Raw genomic sequence first — 25,732 nt, 5'->3', positions numbered from 1 at the left:
ACGTTAGAAGGGCCGCCCCTGTCCAGTTGGGAGGAACGGCCTTCTTGTGTCCGCTTTTATATGCTGCTACTTATTGGATTCTGCTACGCCCGCCGATACCTTCAGACGCAGAGCATTCAGACGGATGAAGCCGGTCGCATCGCCCTGGTCGTAGGCCTGGGTAGGATCTGCCTCCATGGTGGCGATATCCGGGTTGTACAGGCTGACCGGACTCTTGACTCCGGCGCCGATGATGTTGCCCTTGTAGAGCTTCACGCGTACCGTACCGGTCACGTTCTTCTGGCTCTCCTTCACCAAGGCCTGCATCGCAATCCGCTCCGGTGCGAACCAGAAGCCGTTATACACCAGCGTGCTGTAACGTGTGATCAGGCTGTCACGCAGGTTCATCACTTCACGGTCCATGGTGATTGACTCCATTTTGCGGTGAGCGGTGAACAGAATGGTTCCGCCCGGAGTCTCATACACGCCACGGCTCTTCATGCCGACAAAACGGTTCTCGACCATATCCACGCGCCCAATCCCATGCTTGCCGCCCAGCTCATTGAGCTTCTCCATGACTTGCAGCGGAGTTAACGCTTCGCCGTTCAGCGCTACGCAGTCACCCTTGAGGAAGTCCAGCTCCAGGTACTCTGCTTCATCCGGAGCATCCTCCGGGGCACTCGAGAGCAGGAACATTTCCTTGTTCTCCGGTGCGCTTGGGTCGAACCATGGATCTTCCAGTACGCCGCTCTCATAGCTGATATGCAGCAGGTTGCGGTCCATTGAATACGGCTTGGCTGCAGAGGCTTGTACCGGAATACCATTGGCTTCGGCGTAAGCGATCATCTCGGCCCGGCCCGGGAACTGGTTGCGGAACTCTTCCAGACGCCAAGGCGCGATTACCTTAATGCTCGGCGATAATGCCGCAGCGTTCAACTCGAAGCGTACCTGGTCATTCCCTTTACCCGTAGCTCCATGAGCAATGGCAGTTGCGCCTTCGGCGATAGCGATATCGACCATGCGCTTGGCGATCAGCGGACGGGCAATGCTGGTGCCCAGCAGATATTGGCCCTCATAGAGTGCGCCCGACTGGAACATCGGGTAGATGAAGTCATTTGCGAACTCGTCGCGCAGATCATCGATGTAGACCTTGGATGCGCCGGTGGCGAGTGCTTTTTCCTCCAGGCCATCCAATTCTTCCTTCTGACCAATATCCGCTGTAAAAGCAATAATCTCCGCATCATACGTTTCTTTCAGCCACTTCAGAATGACTGAGGTATCCAGCCCGCCGGAATAGGCGAGTACAATTTTTTCTTTTGGCATGGGGTGTTTAGCTTCCTTTCGGTGTGAAGGGTGATAAGATGATTTTTAAAAATATGCTTTTACAACCCGGTGCTTTAGGCGCAAGCTGCGTGAATGTTTGGACTTTCGGCCGCTGTTGTCTCCAGATATTCTTGAATATACCGCCAGAGCGGATACTATCCGGAGACAAAGGCGGACGCTGACGCTCCTACAGTTCCAAACTTCACTCCGTTGCTTAGCACCGACTTATAGCGCACCTATTCTAAGTTCATCTTATATATGTGTTGTATATATATTTAAATTACTTCAACCCAGCGCTTGCTGGAGGTTAGCGGTGTACTGATTAAGGTGCGCTTGTTAGACTTAATTGCAATCTGTACAACTAAATTGGCTGATATACCGCCGAATGTGCATTTAGCTGCAGTTCGTACAATTAAAATTCCTCATTACCTGCATTCTCGCCCATTCGGGCAAATTTAGTTGTACAGACTACAGTTATAAGAGAAAATACTTACTTTTAACTGTTTTTAATTGCACGGAATACACTTATCTCTAAATATCCGCAGAAAATGTACACTTCACTTCATAACATCAGCGCATTCGTTGGTGGAATGAGCTCATTTCTCAGCTCTTAATGCTCTACTAAACTCCATCTACATCTAGCCCATCAAGGCCGCCATAAGCGCCTTCTGCGCATGCAGGCGGTTCTCCGCCTGATCGAAAATCACGGAGTTCGGGCCGTCAATGACGCCCGTGCTGACCTCTTCCTCCCGGTGGGCCGGCAGGCAGTGCAGGAACAGATAATCGCTCTTCGCGCCCTTCACCAGCTCCTCGTTGACCTGATAGTCCTTGAACGCCGCTTCACGCGCCAGCTGCTCGGCCTCGAAGCCCATGCTCGCCCAGACATCCGTGTAGATTACATCTGCGTCCTGTACTGCCTCCTGCGGGCTGCGGGTCACAGTGATGACTGAGCCTGTCTCCTTGGCGATCTCACGCGCTTCAGCCACAACTGCCTCGTCCGGCTCGTAGCCCTCCGGTCCGGCAATAGAGACATGCACACCCAGCTTGGCGCCGCCGATCAGCAGAGAATGGGCCATATTATTGCCGTCGCCGATGTACGCCAGCTTCAGGCCCTTCAGCTTGCCCTTGTGCTCGTATACGGTCTGGTAGTCTGCCAGCACCTGGCAGGGATGCGCAAGATCGCTGAGGCCGTTGATTACAGGCACTGAGGCATAACGCGCCAAATCTTCCACTTTATCATGGCCGAACGTACGGATCATGATACCGTCCAGATAACGCGACATGACCTGGGCCGTATCACCAACCGTCTCGCCGCGGCCCAGCTGAATATCATTTTTGCTGAGGAACAGTGCATGTCCGCCCAGCTGATACATCCCCACTTCGAACGACACCCGGGTACGGGTAGAGGATTTCTCAAAAATAAGGCCGATCGTCTTCCCCAGCAGCGGCTGGTAGACTTCACCGTTCTTCTGCTTGCGCTTCAGCTCAATAGCGAGATCAAGCAAATACGTGATCTCCTCCGGGCTGTAATCATTCAGCTCCAGCAAATCACGGCCCTTGAGCTGTGCGGCAATCGTCTCTGTTACGCCTGGTGTACCGTGACTCATCAATTTGCCTCCCCGCTTACTTTGTTAGCATAAGTATGAATTAGTTCCGATAGGATGTCCACCGCCTGATCAATCTCGTCAGTGCTAACATACAGATTAGGCAGCAGCCGGACCACATTCGGGCCAGCCTGAACGAACAGCAGTCCGCGCTTCTGTCCGGCAAGCACGATCTCGGCCACCGGCTCCTGGCATTCAATGCCGATCAGCAGGCCTTTGCCGCGAATCTCCTTCACAAAGGAAGTGTCCGCCAGCTTCGCTCTCAGCTGTCCGCTTAAGTATTCGCCCATCTCCGCAGCCCGCTCGGGCAGCTTATCTTCAAGCATGGTCTCAATGGTTGCTTCCATCACCGCTGCCGCCAGCGGGGTGCCGCCGAAGGTGCTGGCATGGCTGCCCGGGCTGAAGGCCTCGCGCAGATAGCCTTTACCCAGCATCACACCAGCCGGGAAGCCGCTCGCTACCCCTTTGGCCAAGGTGAAAATATCCGGCTCAATGCCGTAATGCTGATGAGCAAACAGCTTGCCCGTACGGCCCATGCCGGTCTGCACTTCATCCACGATCAGCAGCAGCCCGTGCTCCTTGCACAGCGCGACTACAGCATCAAGGAATTCCTGCTGTACCTCAAGCACACCGCCCTCGGCCAGCACCATCTCCAGCATAATCGCTGCCGTATGTTCAGTAATGGCGCCTTTCAGCGCCTCCAGATCATGCAGCGGAACCGTCTTGAAGCCGGCGGGAAGCGGCAGGAAGCCTTCTTTCACCTTCGCCTGGCCTGTTGCTGTCAGTGTAGCCAGCGTACGTCCATGGAAGGACTGCTCGAACGTAATAATCTCGTAGCGGTCTGCACCCTGCACCTTCTGGTGATACCGGCGCGCCAGCTTGATGGCCGCTTCATTCGCTTCCGCTCCGCTGTTGCAGAAGAAGACCTGATCCGCACAGCTATTCTCTGTCAGCAGTGCAGCTACCCGGTCCTGGCCGGGAATGTGGAACAGGTTCGAGACATGCCACAGCGTATCAATCTGCTCCTTCAGCTTCGCACCGACCTTCTCCGGTGCATGGCCCAGACTTGTTACCGCAAGTCCGCACATGAAGTCCAGATACTTGTTACCCTGCTCATCCCATACCCAGCTGCCTTTGCCTTTGACCAGACTGATATCATATCTGCTATACGACGGGAATACCGCGCTCAGCTTGGCAGGAGCGGCCCCCTGTCCGTTCGTTCCTGCTGAACGCTCCTGCGGCGCCCCTGTCAAAGAATTCTTGTCCGTTTGCGTAAGCTCACTCATTCTTAGTCACTCTCCCACCATGCTGCTGCCGGCTTCCCGTCAGCGCGTCTATTTTCACTTGCCACTCTATCTGATAATCCAGCTCATTAGCCTATCCATGCCCCGGTTTCTGCACATCTGTTATCTTACAATCCGCGTGCCCAGCGCTTCGCCCTTCAGCACCCGACTGAGGACACGCGGCTCTTTGCCGTCTACAATAATAACCTCGGACACCTGACCCTGGATGCAGTCCATCGCGGCACGCACCTTAGGAATCATTCCGCCGTAGATTTCACCACTCTCAATCAGCGCTTCGATCTGGGCCACCGTTACGGACGGAAGCACGATCTTCTCCCCGTCCACCGTCCGCATAATGCCCGGCACATCCGTAACCACGATCATGCTCGGTGACCCTATATAAGAAGCCACAGCTCCGGCAGCAGTATCCGCATTGATGTTGTACCGCTGGCCATCGCCATCTACGCCTACAGGTGCAATAACCGGAATATAGCCCATCGCGAGGATACCCGTCACAATCTCCGCTCGAACACCGGTCACTTCACCCACCAGACCCACTTCATCGTGATTGGCCACCGGGTGCGCGAGGATCAGGTTGCCGTCAACGCCTGACAACCCGAGTGCCTGCCCCCCGCTGGCCTGAATTCGGCGGACAATCGCCTTGTTGATGCTGCCGGACAGAGTCATCTCCACCACATCCAGCACCTCTTCCGTCGTTACCCGCAGACCGTTCACGAAGCGGCTCTCGATACCGAGCTTCTCCAGATTGCCGGAGATCGCCGGGCCGCCGCCATGCACGATTACAGGCTGAATTCCGCTGGCCTGAAGCTCCCGCAGATCCTCGAAGAACGAATCCGGCAGCGCCGCCAGCGTACTCCCCCCGCATTTCATTACGAACAGCCCGGCAGTCCCCGCCTGCGCTTGAGGCTCTATCGGTTCTACTGTCATCTCCCTACCCCCTCTGTACAAGCTTCTACACGCCGCTGCACAGATTACGTGCGGTAAGCCGCGTTAATCCGCACATAATCATAAGTCAGGTCACAGCCCCAGGCTGTAGCCTGCCCGCTGCCGTCCGACAAGGTTACCGTGATTAGCACGGTATCGCTTTTTTGCAGATATTGCAGCGCCTGCTCCTCATCAAAAGCCACCGGACGCGATCCGCGCAGCACCTCGATCTCACCCAGCTTAATATCTACCCGCTCCGGCGATACCGGAACGCCCGCGCGCCCTACGGCCGCGATAATCCGCCCCCAGTTGGCATCCGCGCCGAAGATCGCCGACTTCACCAGGCTTGAGCCGACCACGGTCTTGGCAATCGCCGCCGCAGCCTCATCATGCACCGCCCCGCTCACCTGCACCTCAATCAGCTTCGTGGCCCCTTCGCCGTCACGGGCAATCGCCATCGCCAGACTCTGGCACACATGGGTGAACGCCGCCGCAAAAGCTTCCCAGTCCGCATGCAGTCGCGTCAGCTTCTCATTGCCGGCAAGTCCGCTGGCCATCGTGACCAGCATATCGTTCGTACTGGTATCCCCATCAACTGTAATCATATTAAAAGTAGAATTAGTAGCTGTACGCAGCAAGCTGAGCAAATCCTCGCCGTCAATGAGCACATCGGTGGTCATGAAGCCCAGCATCGTCGCCATGTTCGGGTGAATCATCCCGGAACCCTTCGCCGCTCCGGCAATAATAACCTCTGTACCGCCTACCGTTACTTTGACGCAGCTTTCTTTTTTGACCAAATCGGTGGTTAGAATCGCTTGGCTGAATTCCTCCGCACCGGCAGCGCCTGCGTCCATCTTCTCCGGCAGTCCGGCAATCCCGCTGCGCACACAATCCATCTTCAGCAGTTCCCCGATCACGCCCGTGGAGGCGACAGCGACATCCAACTCATTCACGCCCAAATAACGGGCAGCAGCCGCACGCATCTCATACGCATCCGCCTCGCCCTGGTCCCCTGTGCAGGCATTGGCATTGCCGCTGTTCACGATAACCGCCTGCAGCGTCCCGTCCGCCAGACTCTCCCGCGTTACCTTCAGCGGAGCCGCCTGAAACACATTGGTCGTATACACTGCAGCCGCCGTAGCCGGCACCTCACAGAGAATCGCGGCAAGGTCATTGCGCTCTGTTTTTTTGAGTCCGCAATGCAGGCCGCCGGAGGTGAAGCCCTTAGGTGCAGTAATGCTTCCGCCTTCTACGACGGTATATAGTGGTTGCTCACTCATGATATTGTTTGACCGCTTGCGCTTATGGATACACTGGTGTGTAACCAAGCCCGCGGGTTTCCTCCCATCCCATCATCAAATTGAGGTTCTGAATCGCTTGCCCTGCGGCGCCCTTGACGATATTGTCGATCACCGACACAATGGTAACCCGTCCGGTACGCGCGTCTGTGGCGAAGCCGATGTCACAGTAATTCGACCCGCTGACTTCCTTCGTCGCCGGAACCACTCCGGGCTCACGTACCCGCACATACGGCCTGCCTGCATAATAGTTACGGTATAATTCCACCAGCTCCTGCTCGCTGTGTTCGCCATTCAGTCCGGCATACATCGTGCTCATAATTCCCCGGGTCATCGGCACCAGATGCGTAGTGAACGTTACCGTGACCTTTTCCCCCGCGATATCGGTCAGCACCTGCTCAATTTCCGGGATATGCTGATGCTTGTTGATTTTGTAGGCTTTGAAGTTCTCATTAATCTCGGCAAAATGCACCATCAGGCTCGTTCCCCGCCCTGCCCCGGACACCCCGGATTTCGCATCAATAATGATGCTGTCCGGCTTAATCCAACCTGCCGCAAGCGCCGGAATCAGCCCCAGCAGCGTAGCTGTCGGGTAACATCCCGGATTCGAGATGAAGTCCACTCCCGCCGCACGTTCTCCATACACCTCGCATAAACCATATACCGCCTGCTTAAGATAAGCTTCCGGAGGAGCCGGATGCTTATACCACTGCTCATACTCCGCGCCATCCTTCAGCCGGAAATCCCCGGACAGATCGACGACCTTAAGTCCTGCCGCAAGCAGCCCAGGCACCAGCTTCGCGCTCACTCCCGAAGGGGTAGCAGTGAATACAACATCTGCCCGGCTTGCAATCTCTGCTGCGTCAACACCATCGAGCTTGCGCTGCACCACTCCCGTTAAATGCGGAAAACCCTCCTCAATCGGCGCACCCGCACTCGAAGAGGAAATCACTGAAGTAATCTCTATATCAGGGTGGCCCTGCAGCAGCCTGATCAGCTCCACGCCCCCATAACCTGTTGATCCGACAATTGCCGCTCTCAGCTTGCCTGTCACTGTCATCCCCGCTTCCCGTTTCTCATTTCTATCATTATCGCCTGACTTGAACCGTTCTGCAAATATGTATTATTATACGACCGAATTAATATAAATACAACATGTTACGTTAAGTTTATTCAGAGGATTCCAGCCCAAAAGAAAAAGCGCAGTGCCCCCTATGGGAGCCTACGCTTCTCTTTTAAACCCTTCGCCCAGCACTTCGTGAGCCTCTGTAATAATCACAAAAGCACCCGGGTCCACCGAGCGGACAATCGCCTTCAGCCTGGTAATTTCATTCTGGCCTACTACGGCCATCAGCACCGTCCGGTTGTCACCGGTATAGCCGCCTTGCGCATTCAGCTTGGTCAGCCCGCGGTCCAGATCATTCAGAATCGCCTGCGAGATGTCCTCGGTCTGATCCGAGATGATATAAGCCACCTTCGTGGTGCTGAAGCCCACCTCCAGCGCGTTGATCACCCGGCCGGTGACGAACAGCCCGATCAGTGCATACATCGCCTGCTCCATCCCCAGCACAAATGCCGCCAAGGTAATCACCGTACCATCCAGCAGCACGACAGACAGCGAGAAGCTGAAGCCGGTAAGCTTTTGAATAATTTGAGCCGCAATGGTCAGTCCGCCTGTAGAGCCGCGCCCCCGGAAGACGAGTCCCAAGCCGAGACCCACACCAATTCCCCCATAGATAGAGGCCAGAAGCGGATTCGTGGTCGGCACCGGCCCATCCTTCGTCAGAAAAATAAACAGCGGCAGCACAAAGCTGCCCAGCAGCGAGCGGATGCCGTACTGTTTGCCGAGGAAAATCACGCCGAGAATGAAGAGCGGAATATTCAGCGCCCACTGGGTAAAAGCAGGCTCCGCCCCAAACCAGGCCTCAGCCAGCACAGACAGTCCAGATACACCGCCTGAGGCAATCTGATTAGGCAGGAAGAACAGGTTGAACGCCAGCCCTGTGATCAGCGAGCCGATTAGAATTAGCGCAATATCCACCGTATGACGCAGCGGTCCGTTCAGGGGGATAAGCGGAGGTTTGTTGCGTGAATTGATTTTTTGCATCGTTATAGCCTGCTCCTTTATGTTCAGAAAAAAATCCCTACACCTCCGAAGACGCGTAGGAATGTGATTACCTTTATTCAGCTTCTGTCTTGATCTGGCTCCGCAGATACCCGTCAATGAATCCGTCCAGATCGCCGTCCATTACCGCTCCAACGTTGCCTGTCTCTACAGAGGTGCGGTGATCCTTCACCATGCTGTAAGGATGGAATACGTAGGAACGAATCTGGCTGCCCCAAGCAATCTCGGATTGTTCTCCGCGGATCTCATCCAGCTGTGCCTGCTGCTCCTGAATTTTGCGCTCATAGAGCTTGGAACGCAGCATCTTCATCGCCTGCTCCCGGTTCTTGATCTGTGAACGCTCATTCTGACAGGTGACCACCACGCCGGTTGGCATATGCGTAATCCGCACCGCTGAATCGGTTGTATTGATGTGCTGACCGCCCGCGCCGCTGGCCCGGTACGTATCAATCTTCAGATCTTCTGTACGGATATCCACCTCAACATCGTCTGCAATCTCCGGCACCACATCGCAGGATACGAAGGAGGTATGCCGTCTGCCTGAGGAGTCAAAAGGCGAAATCCGCACCAGCCGGTGCACGCCCTTCTCTGCCTTAAGGTACCCATATACATTGTGGCCCTTAATTAACAAAGTTACACTCTTAATTCCTGCCTCATCGCCCGGCAGATAATCCAGCACGTCTACCTTGAAGCCCCGCTTCTCCGCCCAGCGTGTGTACATGCGCAGCAGCATCTGGCCCCAGTCCTGAGACTCCGTACCGCCTGCTCCCGGATGCAGCTCCAGAATGGCATTCAGCTTATCGTAAGGCTGATTAAGCAGCAGCTGCAGCTCGAAGTCATCCACTCTGGCGCTTATGCTGCGGATCGTTCCGGCTGTCTCTTCGGCCAGTTCGTCGTCGCCTTCCTCATCGGCCAGCTCCGCCATCATGGCAGCATCGTCATAATCCTGCTGGAGCTTCTCGAATTGGTCAACCACCGACTTCACGGCATTCATCTCGCCAATCACGCTCTGCGCCTGCTCGGAATCATCCCAGAACCCGGGAGCCGCCATCTTCTCTTCGAAGTTCGCTATCATCTCCAGCTTCAGGTCTAAGTCAAAGTGACCCCCTAAGGTTGGTTAATTTCTTGCCCATTTCACGCAGGTCCTGCTTCACATTAGGATCGATCACTTGGATCACATCACCTTTCAAATTAAAATATTGCGGCCGGGACTGCCGGTTTGGACTCACCGGCATGGACGGACATCTATGCTGCTGTCGCTTCACTTCAGCTGCTGCATGGCCAGGTGTACGCCGTAACTGCGGGGAATGTTTGGACTTCCGGCCGCTGTTAGGATTGAATTTCCTCATTTAAACTGCTCATCGCAGTAGAAATTCAATCCTAAAGGCGGACGCTACCGCTCCTACAGTTCCAAACTTCCCCTCCGTTACTTCCACCTCAGCCATTAAACATCTGGAAGCTCCCGCCCTGACGCACAGCTATGCGTCCCATACCACTTTAAGCCCAAAAAAGCAGCCGGGCCGCAAACGGGGGAGTCCCCCGGGCCCAGCCGCTTTTTATTGTCATTATAACCTAAGTGCCCGCGAACAAAACCGGAAATGCGGTGTGGTGAAAGGTATTCGCAGCTTCGTGCCTGCTCATTATTTCACCGTGTACACAGAACCGTCCTATCTTACGCCTGACCGTGGCAGTTCTTATATTTCTTGCCGCTGCCGCATGGGCAAGGATCGTTACGGCCGACAGTGGATTCCACATGCACCGGACGCTTCTCAGCAGGCTCTGCATTGGTGGAGATCTTGTCTTCCTCCACTACCGATTGCCGCTCCTGATTCGTCTCGATGTGCGCCTTCATAATATAGGTCGCTACTTCCTCCTGAATGTTCGCTGTCATGGCGTTGAACATCTCGAAGCCCTCGAATTGATATTCGCGCAGCGGATCGGTACCGCCGTAAGCACGGAGGTGAATCCCTTGACGAAGCTGATCCATAGCATCGATATGATCCATCCATTTGCTGTCTACGGAGCGAAGCACAATAACCTTCTCGAATTCACGTACCAGCTCCGAGCCAAGACGCTCCTCACGGGCAGCATATTTCTCAAGCACACGGGCGAAGATGAATTCGATGATTTCTTCCACTTCTTTGCCCCACAGATCATCGCGGGTCAGCTCATTCTCTTCGAGAAGCTTGCTGTTCACATAATCCGCAACCTCCTGCAGCTCCCAGTTCTCAGGGATATCGTCACTACAGTGGGCATTCACAACACGGTCAATGACCGGCTTGATCATTTCCACTACGATGTCTTTGATATTGTCCGACTCCAGAATTTCGCGGCGCTGCTTGTAGATAATCTCACGCTGCTGGTTCATAACGTCATCGTATTGCAATACGACTTTGCGGATGTCGAAGTTATTGCCTTCTACCCGCTTCTGGGCAGATTCAACAGCCTTGGTAATCATACGGCTCTCAATCGGCTGATCCTCCTCGAATCCCAGACGGTCCATCATATTCAGCACGTTATCCGCACCGAAGCGCTTCATCAGCTCATCCCCAAGGGACAGGTAGAACTGTGTGGAGCCCGGGTCGCCCTGACGTCCGGCACGGCCGCGAAGCTGGTTATCAATCCGGCGTGATTCATGGCGCTCTGTACCAATAATATGCAGACCGCCAACATCGGTTACCCCTTCGCCCAGTACGATATCCGTACCGCGTCCAGCCATGTTCGTGGCAATCGTTACTGTTCCCGGCTGACCGGCATAAGAAATGATTTCGGCTTCGGCCGCATGGTGCTTCGCATTCAGCACCTGGTGTCTGACACCCTTGCGCTTCAGCATTTCAGATACGCGTTCTGAATTCTCAATCGATACCGTACCTACCAGCACCGGCTGATTCTTCTTGTGGCGTTCCACAATTTCAGCTACAACAGCGTTGAACTTGCCGTTCTCGCTTTTGTAGACCACATCAGGCATGTCGATCCGTTGATTCGGCTTATTCGTAGGAACCTGAAGAACCTCAAGACCATAGATCTTCTTGAACTCCTCTTCCTCCGTCTTCGCCGTACCTGTCATGCCGCCCAGCTTACGGTACATCCGGAAGTAGTTCTGGAAGGTGATCGTAGCCAGCGTCATGCTCTCATTCTGAACTTCAATCTCTTCCTTGGCTTCAATCGCCTGGTGCAGCCCGTCACTGTAACGGCGGCCCTGCATCAGACGCCCAGTGAACTCATCGACGATCATAACCTCATCTTCATTCACCACATAATCGACATCCCGGCGCATAATAGCGTTCGCCTTTAAGGCCTGTACAATATGATGGTTCAGGGTAACATGGCTATGGTCATACAGATTCTCTATCCCAAAAGCACGCTCAGCCGTAGCCACGCCCTTCTCGGTAAGCGCTACAGACTTCACCTTAATATCTACGGTGTAATCCTCTTCGGCAGTCAGCTTCTTCACGAAGCGGTCTGCTGCATAATACAGCTCTGTCGACTTCTCAGCCTGGCCGGAGATGATCAGAGGAGTACGCGCTTCATCAATAAGGATGGAATCGACTTCGTCAATAATACAGAAGTAGAGCGGGCGCTGTACCATCTGTTCCTTATAGAGCACCATGTTGTCGCGCAGATAGTCGAACCCGAATTCATTATTCGTTCCGTACGTAATATCGCAGGCATATGCCGCTTGTTTATCATTATGGTCCATGCCGTTCAGGTTGACCCCAACGCTCATGCCCAGAAAGTTATAGATTTGTCCCATTTGCCCACTGTCGCGCTGAGCCAGATAATCATTTACGGTGACGACATGCACGCCTTTACCCAGCAGCGCATTCAAATACACCGGCAGCGTTCCAACCAGTGTCTTGCCTTCCCCGGTCTTCATCTCGGAGATCCGGCCTTCATGCAGCGCCATACCCCCAACCAGCTGAACGTCAAAATGCCGCATGCCCAGCGTCCGTTTGGAAGCTTCGCGTACGGTAGCAAAGGCCTCGGGAAGAATCTCTTCCAGGGTCTCACCTTTCTCAATACGGGCGCGGAATTCCGCTGTCTTCGCCTGCAGCTCTTCATCCGTAAGCGATACGAAATCCGGCTCCAGACCATTAATTACTTCGACCGTCTTCATGAGACGTTTGACATCCCGTTCATTAGTGTCGCCAAAAATTTTCTTAACAAGTCCTAGCATGGTTAACCCCTTTCATGCAACACAGATGGTGGAACCGAGCCCATCCTCATAGATTGAAAGGGCCATATATGATTTCGATTCCGCTGCTTCATAAATTGTAACAGTTTGTAAGAGAAGCCGCAATACAAGCCGCCCTAACCTTATTCTGTATAATCCCCTTACAAGAGGCCAGATGATGGCATTTTAATGAAACTTCTATATATACGCACAAGAGCCCTATTCGCTTCAGGCGAATAGGGACTCGTCTAATTGTCCACGTTAGGCTGAACCGAAGCCCTTGCTTATTCCAACAATTCCCGGTCCGCGGGTTAGTTCTGTTCGATCAGACCGTACTTGCCGTCATCGCGTTTGTATACTACGCTAACTTCGGAAGTCTCAATGTTGGAGAACACGAAGAACGTATGTCCAATCATGTTCATTTGCAGAATCGCTTCTTCCACATCCATAGGCTTCAAGGTGAAGCGTTTGTTCCGCACAACCTCAAGATCATCATAATCCGGTTCCTGCTCTTCAACAGCTACGGCGCTGGCCGAACCTTCAACGAACAAGGTCTTCAGGCTGCCTTCCTGGCGGAACTTGCGATTTAGCTTAGTCTTGTGCTTGCGGATCTGACGTTCCAGCTTGTCCACTACGGCATCGATGGATGCATACATATCATCGCTGCGGTCTTCCGCACGAAGCGTCACACCAGCTAGAGGAATTGTCACTTCCACCGTATGAAGGCCGCGAACGACGCCAAGCGTCACATATCCTTCAGAGGTAGGGGGTGCTTCGAAATACTTCTCAAGTCTGCTGAGCTTCTTATCAACATAGTCTCTCAAAGCGTCGGTCACTTCAATTTGTTGACCTCGAATGCTGAATTTCATAAGGCACTCCTCCTTTGTTTACTTTTCCATTATAGCAAATTGTCAGGGCTAAGTAAAAAACAAATCATGACAGACTTTACATTCATCTAACAATCGATGTAACAGACCTGTCTTAACAACAAACGGCCCGGCTCGAGCATAAAGCCGCCCTCGCCGGACCGAATACTGATGCTGTATTATTTCACTCTAAAGCCTGAATTATGAACGTTTAAATGATTGCTTTCATCAAGCTTACTTATTTAGTGTGAATCCGCAGAAGCTCTACAGGTGACAAGGTGCCATTAGCGTCTGTGATAATGAAGACTTTATACGCTGTATCGGCAGTAAGTCCAGTCAGGTTAATACTTTGTTTCACTACTGGATTACCTGTAAGAGTTCCAGTCCAAGGTGCTGTTAATGTAACACCTGCACTGTTCTTAGCTTGGGAAATCTGCAATGCGGTTGGATTAGCCTCTGTTGCTTTAACCACCACATATTTCAGAGGGGTTACCGGTGTACCCGCCTGCCCGTAAGCAGCGTATACATCTGCAGACACTGATGTTACGTTGGTGATCCCAACTTGAGAAACTGACCAGTTGCTGCCTGCTGCTGTTTTCAATTGAAGCGGTGTTACGCCGGACCAGTTCCCAGAAGCATCAGCCAGAGCAACGTATACCGTATAATCCGTATTTGCAGTCAGACCATACACAGAGAAAGCAACAGTAGTATTGCTGGTTGCAGCGATTATGCCGGAATGAACGCCAGCTGTTGTAGCATTAATCAGTCCGTCTTTCACTTGTGCTGCGTTTGGCGGAGTTACGTTCACGCTGTAAGGAGCAACTACATAATACACGGCTCCTGTAACAGAAGGCGTAACATATACATCAGCAGTAACAGAACCTACATGACCGTAAGTCACGTTGCTTACAGTTGGCGCGGTCACGCTACCGCCTCCGCCACCACCGCCTCCTCCTCCAGTGCCGCCACCACTACCGCCGCCAGGAGCTGGAGTAGCTGTTGGGCTGGTGCTTGGCACAGGTGTTGCAGAAGGAGCTGGGGTTGCTGTTGGTGTTGGGGTAGGCAATACTCCGCCCGTAGCCGGCTTATGCACCACCGAATTGCTTATAATTCCAACCGCTTCGGCACGGGTAAGAGATTTCTTCGGACCGAAGGTGCCGTCAGGATAACCGTTGATGATCTTCTTCTCTGCCGCTGAGGCTACTGCTACCTTGGCCCAAGCTGCGATCTGAGCGTTGTCCTTGAACTTAAGCGGAGTAGAGCTTGTACTCAGCTTAAGCAGCTTGGCAGCAATAACTGCTGCTTCCTGCCGGGTGAGCGGGTTGTTGGCCCGGAAGGTATTATTCTCATATCCGCCAATGTATCCGGCCTTCACAGCCTCGGCTACTTCGCTGTAGACCCAGTTGGATTTCTTCACATCGGTGAAGCTAAGGGTAGCCGATTCGGTGAACCCGAACAGACGATTAATCAGTGCCACATATTCACCACGGGTAATTGCCTTATTCGGCTTAACCGTTCCGTCAGGATAACCGCCCAGGTATCCTTTATCCAGCCAGCTCTGCAGCTGTTTCTGCGCCCAGTGTCCTTGAATATCCTTGGGCGTCGGCGCTGCCGACACACTCCCCAAAGAACCGAGCAGCATTGAAATACCGAGTACTCCGGCCGTAAGGCCACGCCACATTTTCTTCATTCGTTTGTTCATCCTCCTGTGAGTTTGATGGGCATAGGCTTCACTGCATGACTTCTTACCAAAGCTCTTTCGGAAGCATACGCCTAAGCAATAATGTGAGTGCAAACTAGGCAACAAAAAAAGCCCAACGGTTCCCATTACCCATAATTTGGAGGAAGAAAACATTTTTCCGCGACTAATTTTTACAAAGTGTCCAATTTCGGACTCTTTTCGCCTCGAAATATAGGATATTTATAAGGAATTTGTAAAGTACCTACGGCTTCTCAAAGCCCCCGGCATCATAAACACCCTCTCCCCAACAGAAATTCTGAAGATACAATAAAAAAGACCCCAGGGATATGCCCCAGGGTCTAACGCTAGCGTTGTCTCAATTGCTAACCATCTACCATATATGTAGGTCGGCTGCGCCGGATGATTATAATTTGATGACGTTAGCTGCTTGTGGTCCGCGTGCGCCTTCAACGATATCGAACTCTACGGATTGGCCTTCATCCAAAGTCTTGAAACCGTCAGTTTGAATCGCGGAGAAGTGTACGAATACGTCGCCACCATCGGCAGTTTCGATGAAACCATAACCTTTTTCTGCGTTAAACCATTTAACTTTACCTTCCATTGACTAAACATTCCCTTCGTCATCAGATGAACGTGAGTCTTGCTCACAATTCGACTATACCACCGCAGCTTCTCTATTGTCAATTGGAATAGTAAATGATTACTTTCAATATTTTACCAGACAACAATCGACATCAGAAATGGATAACATTCGGTAATATAAGTTACAAAAAAAAGGAGCAGACGCTTGTAAATACCCGTCCACTCCCCTATTGAAACAGGAGGAAATCTATTATTCTATCTTTATTTTTTGCGGTCCATCAGAAAGCTGTCCGGGGTGTAGGCCGTCTCGTAGGCGTTGCGTTGGATTTTGGCTTGACCCCGCTTCTGGAGGAAGTCTTGGGCTTCTTGGCGAAGGGCGTTCATCCGGTCCAGCAATTCATTATCATGTGACAAAATGCGATTTATTTCCTGCTTTTGCGCAGGTGTTGCCGGACAAACTTCGACCTCTTGTGTAATGGAATCGACAAGCTTCTGCCGCTCCTCTACGAATTCTTCCAGCTCCTCATAGGTCGCGTCCTGGAGACCATCCATCATCTCCCCAGTCAGCAGATCCAAGTCACGGATAAGCTCATCCATTCGCAATCTCAGTCTGGCTAGCCGCCAGCTTGGACGCCTGCAGCCAAGTCTCTCTGAGGTCGGTAAGATAGCCAATGGCTTCTTCGGCCTTCTCCGGGCTCTTCTGGATGTTGGCTTGAATTAATAGATAGTTCGTATATTCGTAAAGGGAGTATAGCCCCTTCGAGACTTCAATAGAGTGATCCAGTGTACTCATCAACTCACTGACGATGGTCTGCGCCTTGCCAAAGTTCAAATTGGACTTCTCCAAATCCTGCTTGTTCAACCCGTCCACCGCAGTCTTCACGAAGCGAATGGCCCCATCATACAGCATAATCACGAGTTGCGCAGGCGTTGAAGTCTGGACAGAAGACTGGCGGTATTTATCATAAGGAGATTTAATCAAATTGGTCACCCTCTATTGTGAAATGTTCTTATTTGCCGGTGGAGAAAAGGCTGTTGGACTGGGATTGCAGTTTGTTCATGGCGGTTTCCATGGCGGTAAATTGTTTGTAGTAACGGGTCTCTGTGTTATTTAACATCGTGGTCATGAGAGTGAGCCGCGAGTTGTATAACTTCATTTTCTTACCCATCACACTTTCTTCTTTGAACGTACTGGTAAGATCCATGGAGAATCTGTTCGTGCCTGCCCGATCCGATAGTTTCTCGATGGCCGCTGTGATTTTGTCAGCCATTTTGTCGAAGATCCCGTCTTTGGGGGCACTGGCCGGACCTTGCAGCAGATCCATAGCGAGCTGCGGATTGGCATTGATCGCCGTATTCAGCTTCTCCTCATTAATCTCAAGCTTGCCGTTCGACATATAATTCCCGGTCGTAATGCCTAAGGTACTTAACGGCCCTAGTTTATCACTAATAATACTGCGCATTTCAGACAACACGGACTTGATAATATCATCATTCTTGAGTAGTCCGCTCTGCGCCTTCTCGGTCCAGGTTTTGATGTCAGCCTCTTTCATCTCAGCCTTCTGCTCATCCGTCAGCGGCCTGAAATCACGATATTTCGCTTCGTCAATCTTGGAATTCAAGGATAGAATCAGACTGTTATAATCTTCAACGAAGCTCTTGATGGACTCTACTGCTTTGCTAGAATCGGTCTGCGTCTTGATGATGACAGGCTCATCCGCTTTGGTAACCTCCAGCAACGTGAGCTGGACGCCGTTAATGGTGAACGTATTATTGGTTACATTATCAATATCCACATTATTAATCTTGACTTCACCATTCTCGCCTGTGATGGTCTGTTTAATAGAGTTACTGTCTGCCGGATTGGATTTCATCCCGTTAAAGAGCTTCGTGAATCCGTAAGAATTGCCTCCAAGGTTGACAGGACCATCTGATTTCCCGGTCAGCTTCAAAGTGCCGTCTGAGGTAAATTCTGCACTTACCTTGGCATCAGGGTCATTTTTGATGGTATCCACAATTTTATCAATAGTATCAGAACCCTTAAACGTAAACGCTTTGCCGTTGATACTAAATGTAATATCTTTCACTTCATCGTCGGTCAGGACAGAGTCATTAAGCTGGTTCGTAAGTTGTGTCAATGTAGTAGAGCCAGTAGCGCCTGTAAGCTTATTCGTCTCTGCAACCTTCTTTGTAGAGAACAACCCTAGAACTGTATTGCTACTGGCAGGGGTCCCCATCGTTACCGTACCATCTGTGCCACCCGTCTTGGAGGCAATAGTCAGCTTCCCGGTGATTTCATCATAGCTGGCGATCGCATTAGCCTTCGCTGAAGCATTAATCGTTGCGACCAGCGTCGAGATCGAGGTCATGCCGTTGAACAGGGATTTCCCATCCTTATCCTTGAAGGTCTCGCCGTTGATGCTAATGTCAAAGCCCTTCTTCAGATACGCCTCCATATCTAGGCCCGACATACTTCCCAGATCAACACCATCTAATGCAGCCAAGGAGGTCGTAGCAGGTATGCCTTGTCCTAGACCAGCTGTCTCATAGGTAGTTCTTGTTGCAAGCTTTGTGACAATAACCTTCATATCCTGGCCAGTTGCCGTTGATGTTGCTTCTGCCTTAATGGCGGTCGTGTTGCCGCTCAGCACAGCCTTCTGGGCATTTAGCGCTGCGTCTCTTCCATATTTGGTAACTAGTTTATTGGTCCGGAAATCATACAGCTTGCTGTTCATCTCCCGGTAGCTCTCACGCGTCCATTGCAGAATTTGCTTGTCCTGATTAAGCTTGTCCAGCGGTACCCGCTTGGCAGCCATCATACTCTTCACCATACTATCGATATCCATACCTGAGAATCCATTGACCCGAGTAACCAAAACAGCACCTCCCTCTATTAAATCTTCTCGTCTATAAGAATACCTGCAAGTTCCATCATATTCGCCACTAGATCCAGAGTCTTCTCCCGGGGAACTTCACGTATTAACTCACCGGTATCTTTGTTAAGAACCTTCACCATAATATCATGTGTCTTCTCGTGGATGCTGATCTCCAGCGTGGTCTGGGGGCCCTGCAATGATTTCACTGCCCGTTCTATGGTGCGGATTAACTGTTCCTCACCTACTGACACACTCGCTCCCTGTTTCTCCTTCAGGCTCATATCCTTAAAATCCCGGATGCCCGATGCTTGATCCACAGGCACTGCTGAAATACTACTGGATGGTACTGCCTCTGGCTTACCCTGTCCACTTGCTGTCGTACTAGCAGTTAGCGAAAACTGTACATTCATTAACCCCGACCTCCACCAACACTCATTTTATACTTTATATATCGGTTAGTTTGAGGGATAATTTAGGATTTTGTTGCAGTCAAGCAAAAATAAAAAAAGCCCCGGGGGATTCCCCGGAGCCTAAGGTGAAGCGAATATAAATTAACGAAGCAATTGCAGAACGCCCTGTGGCTGTTGGTTAGCTTGAGCCAACATAGCTTGTGCAGCCTGTGCAAGGATGTTGTTCTTAGTCTGTTGCATCATTTCCTTAGCCATGTCAACGTCACGGATACGGGATTCAGCTGCAGTCAGGTTCTCGGAAGCTGTTCCCAAGTTGTTGATGGTGTGTTCCAGACGGTTCTGAGTCGCACCCAATTTAGAGCGTTCGCTGGATACAGTTGCAGTAGCTTTATCCAGAATTGCGATAGCAGCAGCTGCGCCTTCTTTAGTAGCAATGTTCAGAGCAGCTTCGCCCTTCACATCGTTAGTTCCGTCAGTTACTGTGTTAGCAGCTGTGAAGCCAGCATCGCCGGCTTTACCAGTGATACCCAGAGCTTTGGAACGCATGTCGTTGATCGACAGGCTCATGGATTGACCAGTGTTAGCACCGATTTGGAAGGAAGTTTCGAATGCCTTTTGAACGCCGCCATCCGAGAAAGCAATCTTTTCACCAGCATCACCTGCTGTAGATGCAGTTATCACAAGGTTGTTAGCATTCGCAGTAATTGTAACACCTTCAATTTTTTGACCCACAGTATCAGCAATGGCCTTAACCAATGCATCCGCTTTGTTTGTATTTGTTGCTTCTGCTAGAGCGGTATCGATAGCAACTCCTATCGCATTTCCAGTATACGCACCTTTACTCGAATCATAAAACTCGATCTGTTTGTCATTTACTGTAAATCCAGTACCAACAAGCTTTTGTAATTGAGTATTCATATTAGCAGCAGTTCCAGTTAGGATAGTATCAAAATCAATAGATTTTGTCGCTGCTACTGCTGCATTAGTTGTACCTAATACTGCTGCAGGTGGTGTGATAACAAAAGCACCAGTTTCTGTGGTAATACCTAAGTTTCCAGCTGCCCCTTCAAACGTTCCACCTTTAACAGCTGTAAGAGTAACGTTTGTACCAGTTCCTGAAACAGTATACTGACCTTTAAGGGTATCATTTGCATCAATCATTTTTTGCAATGCATCACGAATTGCACCACTCTCGTTTGCTGCAGTATTATTAGCGCCAGTAGCAGAGAGGTTAACTGCTGCAGATGTTCCAGTTACAGAAGATACCGCGAAATCTGCTTTTGTTGTATCATTGGCAGCTGCAGTAATAGTCAAATCAACACCTTGAACTTTAAAAGTAATTGAATCACCAGCTGTTGTAGCACCTGTTGTGATTGCTGTTGTAGAAGTTGCTTCAACTGTAGTTCTTTCGGAGCCATTGAGTAATGTTCCAGCAGTAATTCCACCTGTACCTGTAAGGTTCGATTTTCCATCACCCTGCAGCAATTTCTGAGTATTGAACTCAGTTGTATTACCGATACGGTTGATTTCGGAAGTCAGAGCGTTCATTTCATCTTGCAGCGCTTGACGGTCGGAATCAGTGTTGGTTCCGTTCGCGGATTGGTTGGCGATTTCGCGTTGACGTTGCAGGATGGAGTGAGTTTCGTTCAGAGCACCTTCAGCTGTCTGAATCAAGGAGATACCGTCTTGAGCATTACGGGAAGCCTGATCCAAACCGCGGATTTGACCGCGCATTTTTTCGGAGATTGCCAGACCGGCAGCATCGTCACCGGCACGGTTGATGCGAAGACCGGAAGACAGCTTCTCAATATTTTTGTTCGTGTTGGCAGTGTTAATGGACAATTGGCGGTGAGTATTCAACGCCGGTACGTTGTGGTTAATAATCATTTGATATTTCCTCCCTGAAATTGAGTTAGTTCCACATCCTTGTGGTAAGCACTGAACCATTAAGGTCGGCCGCCCTGCCGGCTCAATGCCTAATACATATATCGACGGCTTGCCCCTAACTGTTTAGATCTTTTTTTCTTTTTTTATTATTTTTTTAATTCTTTACTATGATCACAAAAAAACCCGAGCCACTTAAGCAGACTCAGGTTCATAAATCATCTTTTATACTCTTAAAAACTACACTTAAGAATTCGATCCTCGAAGACGGTGTATCAAGGCGTTCAAGTCTGAAGTTTGTGGCGCTACGGACTCACGGTTCGATTCCTGTATCGATAGGTAGACTTCTTTGCGGAAGATATCCACATGTTTCGGTGCGGAGATCCCTACTTTTACGGTGTCGCCGTCTACGCTCAGAATCGTCAGTTCAATCTGATCCTGGATGACGATGGTCTCCCCTTTTTTGCGGGACAGTACGAGCATGTTAACCCCCATCCTTTCCATCAGCCACTAACTGCTCTTGCAGCAGACTGTGCTTCGTATGATATGAGGTGCGGTGTATTACAATCTGCTTTCCGGTCAATCCATTGGGATTGAAAATAATGGGTGCTAACAAATTAATGGTTGAGGCTTCTACTTGTTCCTTCAGCGTAACAATACAGCGGACAAGCACATCCGACTCAATACCCAGTTCTTCTGCTTCATCATCCGGAAGTTCAAATTCATAAGAAGGATAGAATGTAAAAGGATCAGCAAGCAAAAACGAATGACCTCGCTCCTTAACGGATTGTAAGACCCAAAACGGAGACTCTTCCAGAGCCACAAGCGCAAAGTCTGCTTCTTCATCAAACCCTGGAATTCCTTTGGCGAAGTGGAACACCTGATCCTCCCTAACTTCAAGTGTACCCATAGATAGCGTTTCTATAATCAAGTTATTCACTCCTTATCAATCTGACTGTTGTTAGATAACAGAAAAGCTATAGAAGTGCCCAGAGCACATCCATAGCTTATTACATTACATTTGCACATTCAATTCCGGCGGAATAAACTGCACGGAAGCATATTGCTGCATATAAATATCAAGCTTGCCGCGTGTATATTCCGTCTCCGGGCGGTGTCTTTCCACCTGAATATCCACTGTCGCGGGTCTGAAATTAATCTCCGGCGCTCTTGCTTCGTAACGTAAGTCCACATTATCATATGACGCCGGGCCACAAGGCTCGGGAAAGGAATTCGGCTCGGTATCTGTTCCGTAAATCTCAGCAATGCTGTTACCGGGCTTGAAAAACTCAGCCATGCGCGTGCCTTGCTCCACTCTACGGGCAATGGCCTGAAGATACAACTGCTGAATTCCCGAGTAGATTCTACGGTTCATATCCAGCACACTGCCACCATTATAAGCGGCGCGTGCCCTGGTCTGGTCAATAATAAGCTCTGGAGGCGTGGATTGAACGCTTAGCTCACCGGGTGTTGTCGTGATGCTGACGTCTGCCTTCGGTTGAGTGATAGAGAATGACCCAAGATCCGCATCAATACCGATCCGCGCAGGTGTCTGTCGAATTTGCAAAATAGGCTGCATCAACAAAAACCACCTCCGTTATCGGATAAAGTCTACAAGCGTTGTAGAGATAATCTTCGCTCCTACAGACAGCGAGGCATTATAAATATTCTCTTGGATCTTGGACTGCATGATCAGCCCTTCATAATCAGCATCCTCTGTCTTAGCCTGAAGATCCGTTAAGTTAATGTTCAGATCGCTTAAGCGGTCCTGCATCAGCTCCACGCGGTTAGTCTTGGCTCCGACCTCAGAACGTGCGGATAGAATCGTCTCGGTGCGGGTATCGATTTTATCAAGCTGGCTGGAAATACCTGTAATGTTACCGGCCTTCAAAGCAGATGAAAGATTATTAATTAATGAGAAAATATTATCTGATTCACCAGTATTACCAAATACCGAATTTCCGGTTAAATTGATCGGCATTTGAACCCCTTCGCCGACAATGTACTGAATTTGCCCGGCGTCCGTTGTAACCTCCTTTGAGGTGTCATAGGTGCCATCGGCTCCCTTGGCAAAATCATAAGGCTTGGTAGTATACTGCTCACCATTGAAAATGTACTTTCCGTTCAGCTTACTGTTCGCTATATCGACCAGCTGTTCTTTGAGCTGCATCACTTCTTCATTAATACTGTCCAGAGCGGACTGCGGATTACTGCCAGTAGAAGCTTGTACAGTCAGATCCCGCAACCGTTGAATTACATCCCCAGCCTGGCCCAATACCGTATCATTATAATCCAGCCAGGACAGCGCGCTGTCCACGTTCTTCGTGTACTGCTCGTTAGAGGACAGCTCGGCGCGGTAGCGGAGGGAATAGGTGATGCCTACCGGGTCGTCGGAGGGCTTGTTGATTTTGCGGCCGCTGGCCAGCTGGAGCTGGGTCTCGTTCATGGTACGTGCATTGCGGTTCAAGTTAAGCAGCAGCTGTGAGCTCATCATATTGGAGGTGACTCTGATCATGGTATGGCCTCCTTATCTTCCGACTGTGCCGGTAGAATTAATCAATTTATCAAGCAGTTCATCATAGGTGGTCATGAAACGTGCAGCAGCACTGTAAGCGTGCTGGAACACCAGCATATTGGACATTTCCTCATCCAGCGACACACCGCTTACGGATTGGCGTCGGGAATTGACTTGCTCCACCAGATAATCGGCGTTACTCGCCTGGCGTGTGGCTTCTTGAGACTGGATACCCAATTGTCCAACCATGGAGCTGAGATATGATCCAACCGTACCGGTCTTGGTGCCGTCCGCTGTAGCAAACGTATTGTTATCCTTCATGTTGCTGAACAGCAGCGCCAGGGTGTTATTTCCTTTTACTACGGATATATTGCCTGAGGTGTCTGTAGTAGTACGCAAGGAAGTAGCAAACAGCGTGGGATCAGCAGCGATTTCCGGATTCAGCTTGAGATTGGCAGCAGTGATCGCTTCTCCGGCTACCGCTGAGGTGAAGAACGGCCGGCCCGAAGTCCCATTTAATGCGTACCCCAGCTGATGGAGTCCATTCAGACCTTTGACTGTTGTTCTTAGATCACCCGGCAACGGGTTAGGTACCGCGCTTCCTGCTGTTAGTGTTGTTTTGGTGCCATCAGCATTAATAATCTCTGAATCCTTGAGCACAGTGGTTCCTGCTGGCAGGTTAGAGCCTGCCGGTATGGTCACCTGCACTTCACCATTGGCAATGGTATTGGCCATCGCGTCGAGCTGCTTCCTGTAATCTGCTACATAGGTGTTTTTGGAGAAAAGCATCCCATAAGCTTCACCGGCCTTCAAATCCCCGGAGGCGAAGGCGGTATTAAGAAACGTACTGTCTACGGCCGCAGTTACGGTTGCTCCTTGAACCAAGGGCTGTGTACCCAGTGAGATGTTATATCCGGCATCTGTATCCAGAATGGTGATATTGGCAATCTTGGACAGCTTGTCCGTCAACAGATCGCGCTGGTCGCGCAGATCATTGGCTTTGTCGCCCATGCCTTCTATCTTGGAGATGGATTGATTGAGGTCAGCGATAGAGCTGAGGTAGCTCTGGATCTCTTTGCCTTTGACATCAATATTGGTGCTTAGATCGCGGTCCAGATTGCTGAGCTGTGTACTCATATAGTTCATGGCATCCGTGAGGGCCTGGGCCGTCTGCACGACGATCTTGCGGGCTGTGGGATCTTCCGGGTTCTTACTGAGGTCCGACCAGGATTTCCAGAAGTTATCCAGCACGATACGGACACCGGTATCTGAAGGCTCATTCACGATCGCTTCCAGCTTATCTAAGGTATCCGACTGAATGCTCCAGTTCCCGCTTGCCGAGTTCTCTCCACGAAACTGATCGTCCAGGAACATCTCCCGAATCCGCTCGATGGAACTGAATTCAACCCCGGTCCCCAGCTGCCCTGGCATCGTCGAGTTATTCATGCCATAGGCTTCAATCGGGATGGCTGCCTTCATATTCACACGCTGGCGGGTATAGCCCTCTGTGTTGGCGTTGGCAATGTTGTGGCCGGTGGTGTTGAGCGCCGCTGTCTGGGTAAACAGGCTTCGTCTTGCGGTCTCGATGGAGTGGAATGTAGATGTCATACTGCGTGTTCCTCCCTTGTGATTGCTGCGGTGGGCGCAGCTCAGCGGATAACCTGATTATCCACGGGCATCAAAAAGACCCGGCCGAGTTACACTGCTGCCCTTGTCGGACGGATGATGGTACGTCATTTCCTGATTTGGTCTTCCGACAAGCAAATCCAGGGAATAATCTATAAAGGTAAGCGACTGCTCAATCAGCTTCTGATTCAGCTCATTGGCCTTTTTTAATTGCTGCAATGTGCCGGAAAGCTTCTGCTGAATATGCAGCAGGCGTGATTTGTCTTCGGGATCAAATACAAGGCGGGACAGCTCGGTAAGATTCAGATTCAGATTGGAACGGATTCCAACCCCCTGCAAAAACTCGAAGGCTGCTTCTGCGCGCCGTTCTTCCAGCTGTCCGATCACCTTCATCAGCTTGGACTCACGGTTCAGGATATCAATAAGACCCTCCACCTTGTTGTCCATAATGGTCTGTTTCTTGACTGCGGCCAGATCCAGCATCTGCACATGCGCCTCGTCCAGCCGCTCAAGCAATTCTAATAATGTTGTAAGTGCCAT

Annotated in this window: 23 protein-coding genes; all 23 read right to left on the bottom strand. The window is 51.0% G+C overall.

What is annotated here, in order from left to right:
- Positions 1 to 66: 66 nt before the first annotated feature.
- The 23 genes from MKX63_RS07280 to MKX63_RS07170 all read right to left on the bottom strand — a co-directional run bounded on the left by MKX63_RS07280 (position 67) and on the right by MKX63_RS07170 (position 25,732).
- Positions 67 to 1,302: an argininosuccinate synthase gene (locus tag MKX63_RS07280; protein WP_341016238.1), complete on the bottom strand. Its 1,236-nt coding sequence runs from the start codon at positions 1,300 to 1,302 to the stop codon at positions 67 to 69.
- Positions 1,303 to 1,940: 638 nt separating this feature from the next.
- Positions 1,941 to 2,909 carry an ornithine carbamoyltransferase gene (gene argF / locus MKX63_RS07275; RefSeq protein WP_341016237.1) on the bottom strand — a complete coding sequence of 323 codons (969 nt, stop codon included), beginning with the start codon at positions 2,907 to 2,909 and terminating at the stop codon, positions 1,941 to 1,943.
- Complete coding sequence (locus tag MKX63_RS07270; RefSeq protein WP_341016234.1) at positions 2,909 to 4,192, bottom strand: aspartate aminotransferase family protein; 1,284 nt, start codon at positions 4,190 to 4,192, stop codon at positions 2,909 to 2,911. Before MKX63_RS07270 ends, argF begins: the two co-directional genes overlap by 1 nt.
- Before the next feature lie 120 nt (positions 4,193 to 4,312).
- Entirely contained in the window at positions 4,313 to 5,137 is an 825-nt protein-coding gene (gene argB / locus MKX63_RS07265) for an acetylglutamate kinase (protein ID WP_341016231.1), read from the bottom strand.
- Between the two features lie 44 nt (positions 5,138 to 5,181).
- Positions 5,182 to 6,414 (bottom strand): bifunctional ornithine acetyltransferase/N-acetylglutamate synthase, encoded by a 1,233-nt coding sequence (gene argJ, locus MKX63_RS07260; protein ID WP_341016227.1) that lies wholly within the window; start codon positions 6,412 to 6,414, stop codon positions 5,182 to 5,184.
- A gap of 22 nt (positions 6,415 to 6,436) precedes the next feature.
- On the bottom strand, positions 6,437 to 7,492 hold the full coding sequence (argC, locus tag MKX63_RS07255; protein ID WP_445323484.1) for an N-acetyl-gamma-glutamyl-phosphate reductase: 1,056 nt from the start codon (positions 7,490 to 7,492) through the stop codon (positions 6,437 to 6,439).
- A 162-nt stretch (positions 7,493 to 7,654) separates the two neighbouring features.
- Positions 7,655 to 8,539: a YitT family protein gene (locus MKX63_RS07250; RefSeq protein WP_341016226.1), complete on the bottom strand. Its 885-nt coding sequence runs from the start codon at positions 8,537 to 8,539 to the stop codon at positions 7,655 to 7,657.
- A 73-nt stretch (positions 8,540 to 8,612) separates the two neighbouring features.
- Positions 8,613 to 9,726 (bottom strand): peptide chain release factor 2 gene (gene prfB / locus MKX63_RS07245; RefSeq protein ID WP_445321869.1). Its coding sequence is split into 2 segments (ribosomal slippage): positions 8,613 to 9,653 and positions 9,655 to 9,726, totalling 1,113 coding nucleotides; the frame shifts between segments, so codons are not numbered across the junction.
- 503 nt (positions 9,727 to 10,229) lie between these two features.
- Positions 10,230 to 12,734 (bottom strand): preprotein translocase subunit SecA, encoded by a 2,505-nt coding sequence (gene secA, locus MKX63_RS07240; RefSeq protein WP_341016225.1) that lies wholly within the window; start codon positions 12,732 to 12,734, stop codon positions 10,230 to 10,232.
- Positions 12,735 to 13,042: 308 nt separating this feature from the next.
- Positions 13,043 to 13,600 carry a ribosome hibernation-promoting factor, HPF/YfiA family gene (hpf, locus tag MKX63_RS07235; RefSeq protein ID WP_341016223.1) on the bottom strand — a complete coding sequence of 186 codons (558 nt, stop codon included), beginning with the start codon at positions 13,598 to 13,600 and terminating at the stop codon, positions 13,043 to 13,045.
- A gap of 235 nt (positions 13,601 to 13,835) precedes the next feature.
- Positions 13,836 to 15,287, bottom strand: coding sequence for an S-layer homology domain-containing protein (locus tag MKX63_RS07230; RefSeq protein ID WP_341016220.1), 1,452 nt, complete (start codon positions 15,285 to 15,287; stop codon positions 13,836 to 13,838).
- A 415-nt stretch (positions 15,288 to 15,702) separates the two neighbouring features.
- Complete coding sequence (locus MKX63_RS07225; protein ID WP_019915069.1) at positions 15,703 to 15,900, bottom strand: cold shock domain-containing protein; 198 nt, start codon at positions 15,898 to 15,900, stop codon at positions 15,703 to 15,705.
- 242 nt (positions 15,901 to 16,142) lie between these two features.
- Positions 16,143 to 16,478, bottom strand: coding sequence for a flagellar protein FliT (locus MKX63_RS07220; protein ID WP_341016217.1), 336 nt, complete (start codon positions 16,476 to 16,478; stop codon positions 16,143 to 16,145).
- On the bottom strand, positions 16,471 to 16,863 hold the full coding sequence (fliS, locus tag MKX63_RS07215; RefSeq protein ID WP_341018553.1) for a flagellar export chaperone FliS: 393 nt from the start codon (positions 16,861 to 16,863) through the stop codon (positions 16,471 to 16,473). The genes MKX63_RS07220 and fliS overlap by 8 nt, the downstream gene beginning before the upstream one ends.
- Before the next feature lie 28 nt (positions 16,864 to 16,891).
- Complete coding sequence (fliD, locus tag MKX63_RS07210) at positions 16,892 to 18,727, bottom strand: flagellar filament capping protein FliD (RefSeq protein ID WP_341016214.1); 1,836 nt, start codon at positions 18,725 to 18,727, stop codon at positions 16,892 to 16,894.
- A gap of 47 nt (positions 18,728 to 18,774) precedes the next feature.
- On the bottom strand, positions 18,775 to 19,167 hold the full coding sequence (locus MKX63_RS07205; protein WP_445323483.1) for a flagellar protein FlaG: 393 nt from the start codon (positions 19,165 to 19,167) through the stop codon (positions 18,775 to 18,777).
- Between the two features lie 141 nt (positions 19,168 to 19,308).
- Positions 19,309 to 21,054, bottom strand: coding sequence for a flagellin N-terminal helical domain-containing protein (locus MKX63_RS07200; RefSeq protein ID WP_341016211.1), 1,746 nt, complete (start codon positions 21,052 to 21,054; stop codon positions 19,309 to 19,311).
- A gap of 243 nt (positions 21,055 to 21,297) precedes the next feature.
- Entirely contained in the window at positions 21,298 to 21,534 is a 237-nt protein-coding gene (gene csrA, locus MKX63_RS07195) for a carbon storage regulator CsrA (protein ID WP_341016210.1), read from the bottom strand.
- Position 21,535: 1 nt separating this feature from the next.
- On the bottom strand, positions 21,536 to 21,991 hold the full coding sequence (locus MKX63_RS07190; RefSeq protein ID WP_341016208.1) for a flagellar assembly protein FliW: 456 nt from the start codon (positions 21,989 to 21,991) through the stop codon (positions 21,536 to 21,538).
- A 75-nt stretch (positions 21,992 to 22,066) separates the two neighbouring features.
- Positions 22,067 to 22,630 (bottom strand): DUF6470 family protein, encoded by a 564-nt coding sequence (locus MKX63_RS07185; RefSeq protein ID WP_341016207.1) that lies wholly within the window; start codon positions 22,628 to 22,630, stop codon positions 22,067 to 22,069.
- Between the two features lie 18 nt (positions 22,631 to 22,648).
- Positions 22,649 to 23,566: a flagellar hook-associated protein FlgL gene (flgL, locus tag MKX63_RS07180; RefSeq protein WP_341016206.1), complete on the bottom strand. Its 918-nt coding sequence runs from the start codon at positions 23,564 to 23,566 to the stop codon at positions 22,649 to 22,651.
- 12 nt (positions 23,567 to 23,578) lie between these two features.
- Positions 23,579 to 25,174, bottom strand: a complete 1,596-nt coding sequence (gene flgK / locus MKX63_RS07175) for a flagellar hook-associated protein FlgK (RefSeq protein ID WP_341016205.1) — start codon at positions 25,172 to 25,174, stop codon at positions 23,579 to 23,581.
- 57 nt (positions 25,175 to 25,231) lie between these two features.
- Positions 25,232 to 25,732 carry a flagellar protein FlgN gene (locus MKX63_RS07170; RefSeq protein WP_036694669.1) on the bottom strand — a complete coding sequence of 167 codons (501 nt, stop codon included), beginning with the start codon at positions 25,730 to 25,732 and terminating at the stop codon, positions 25,232 to 25,234.

The organism is Paenibacillus sp. FSL R7-0179, assembly GCF_038002265.1.
Classification (GTDB): domain Bacteria; phylum Bacillota; class Bacilli; order Paenibacillales; family Paenibacillaceae; genus Paenibacillus_AQ.
This window is presented reverse-complemented; position numbering and strand designations above follow the sequence as displayed.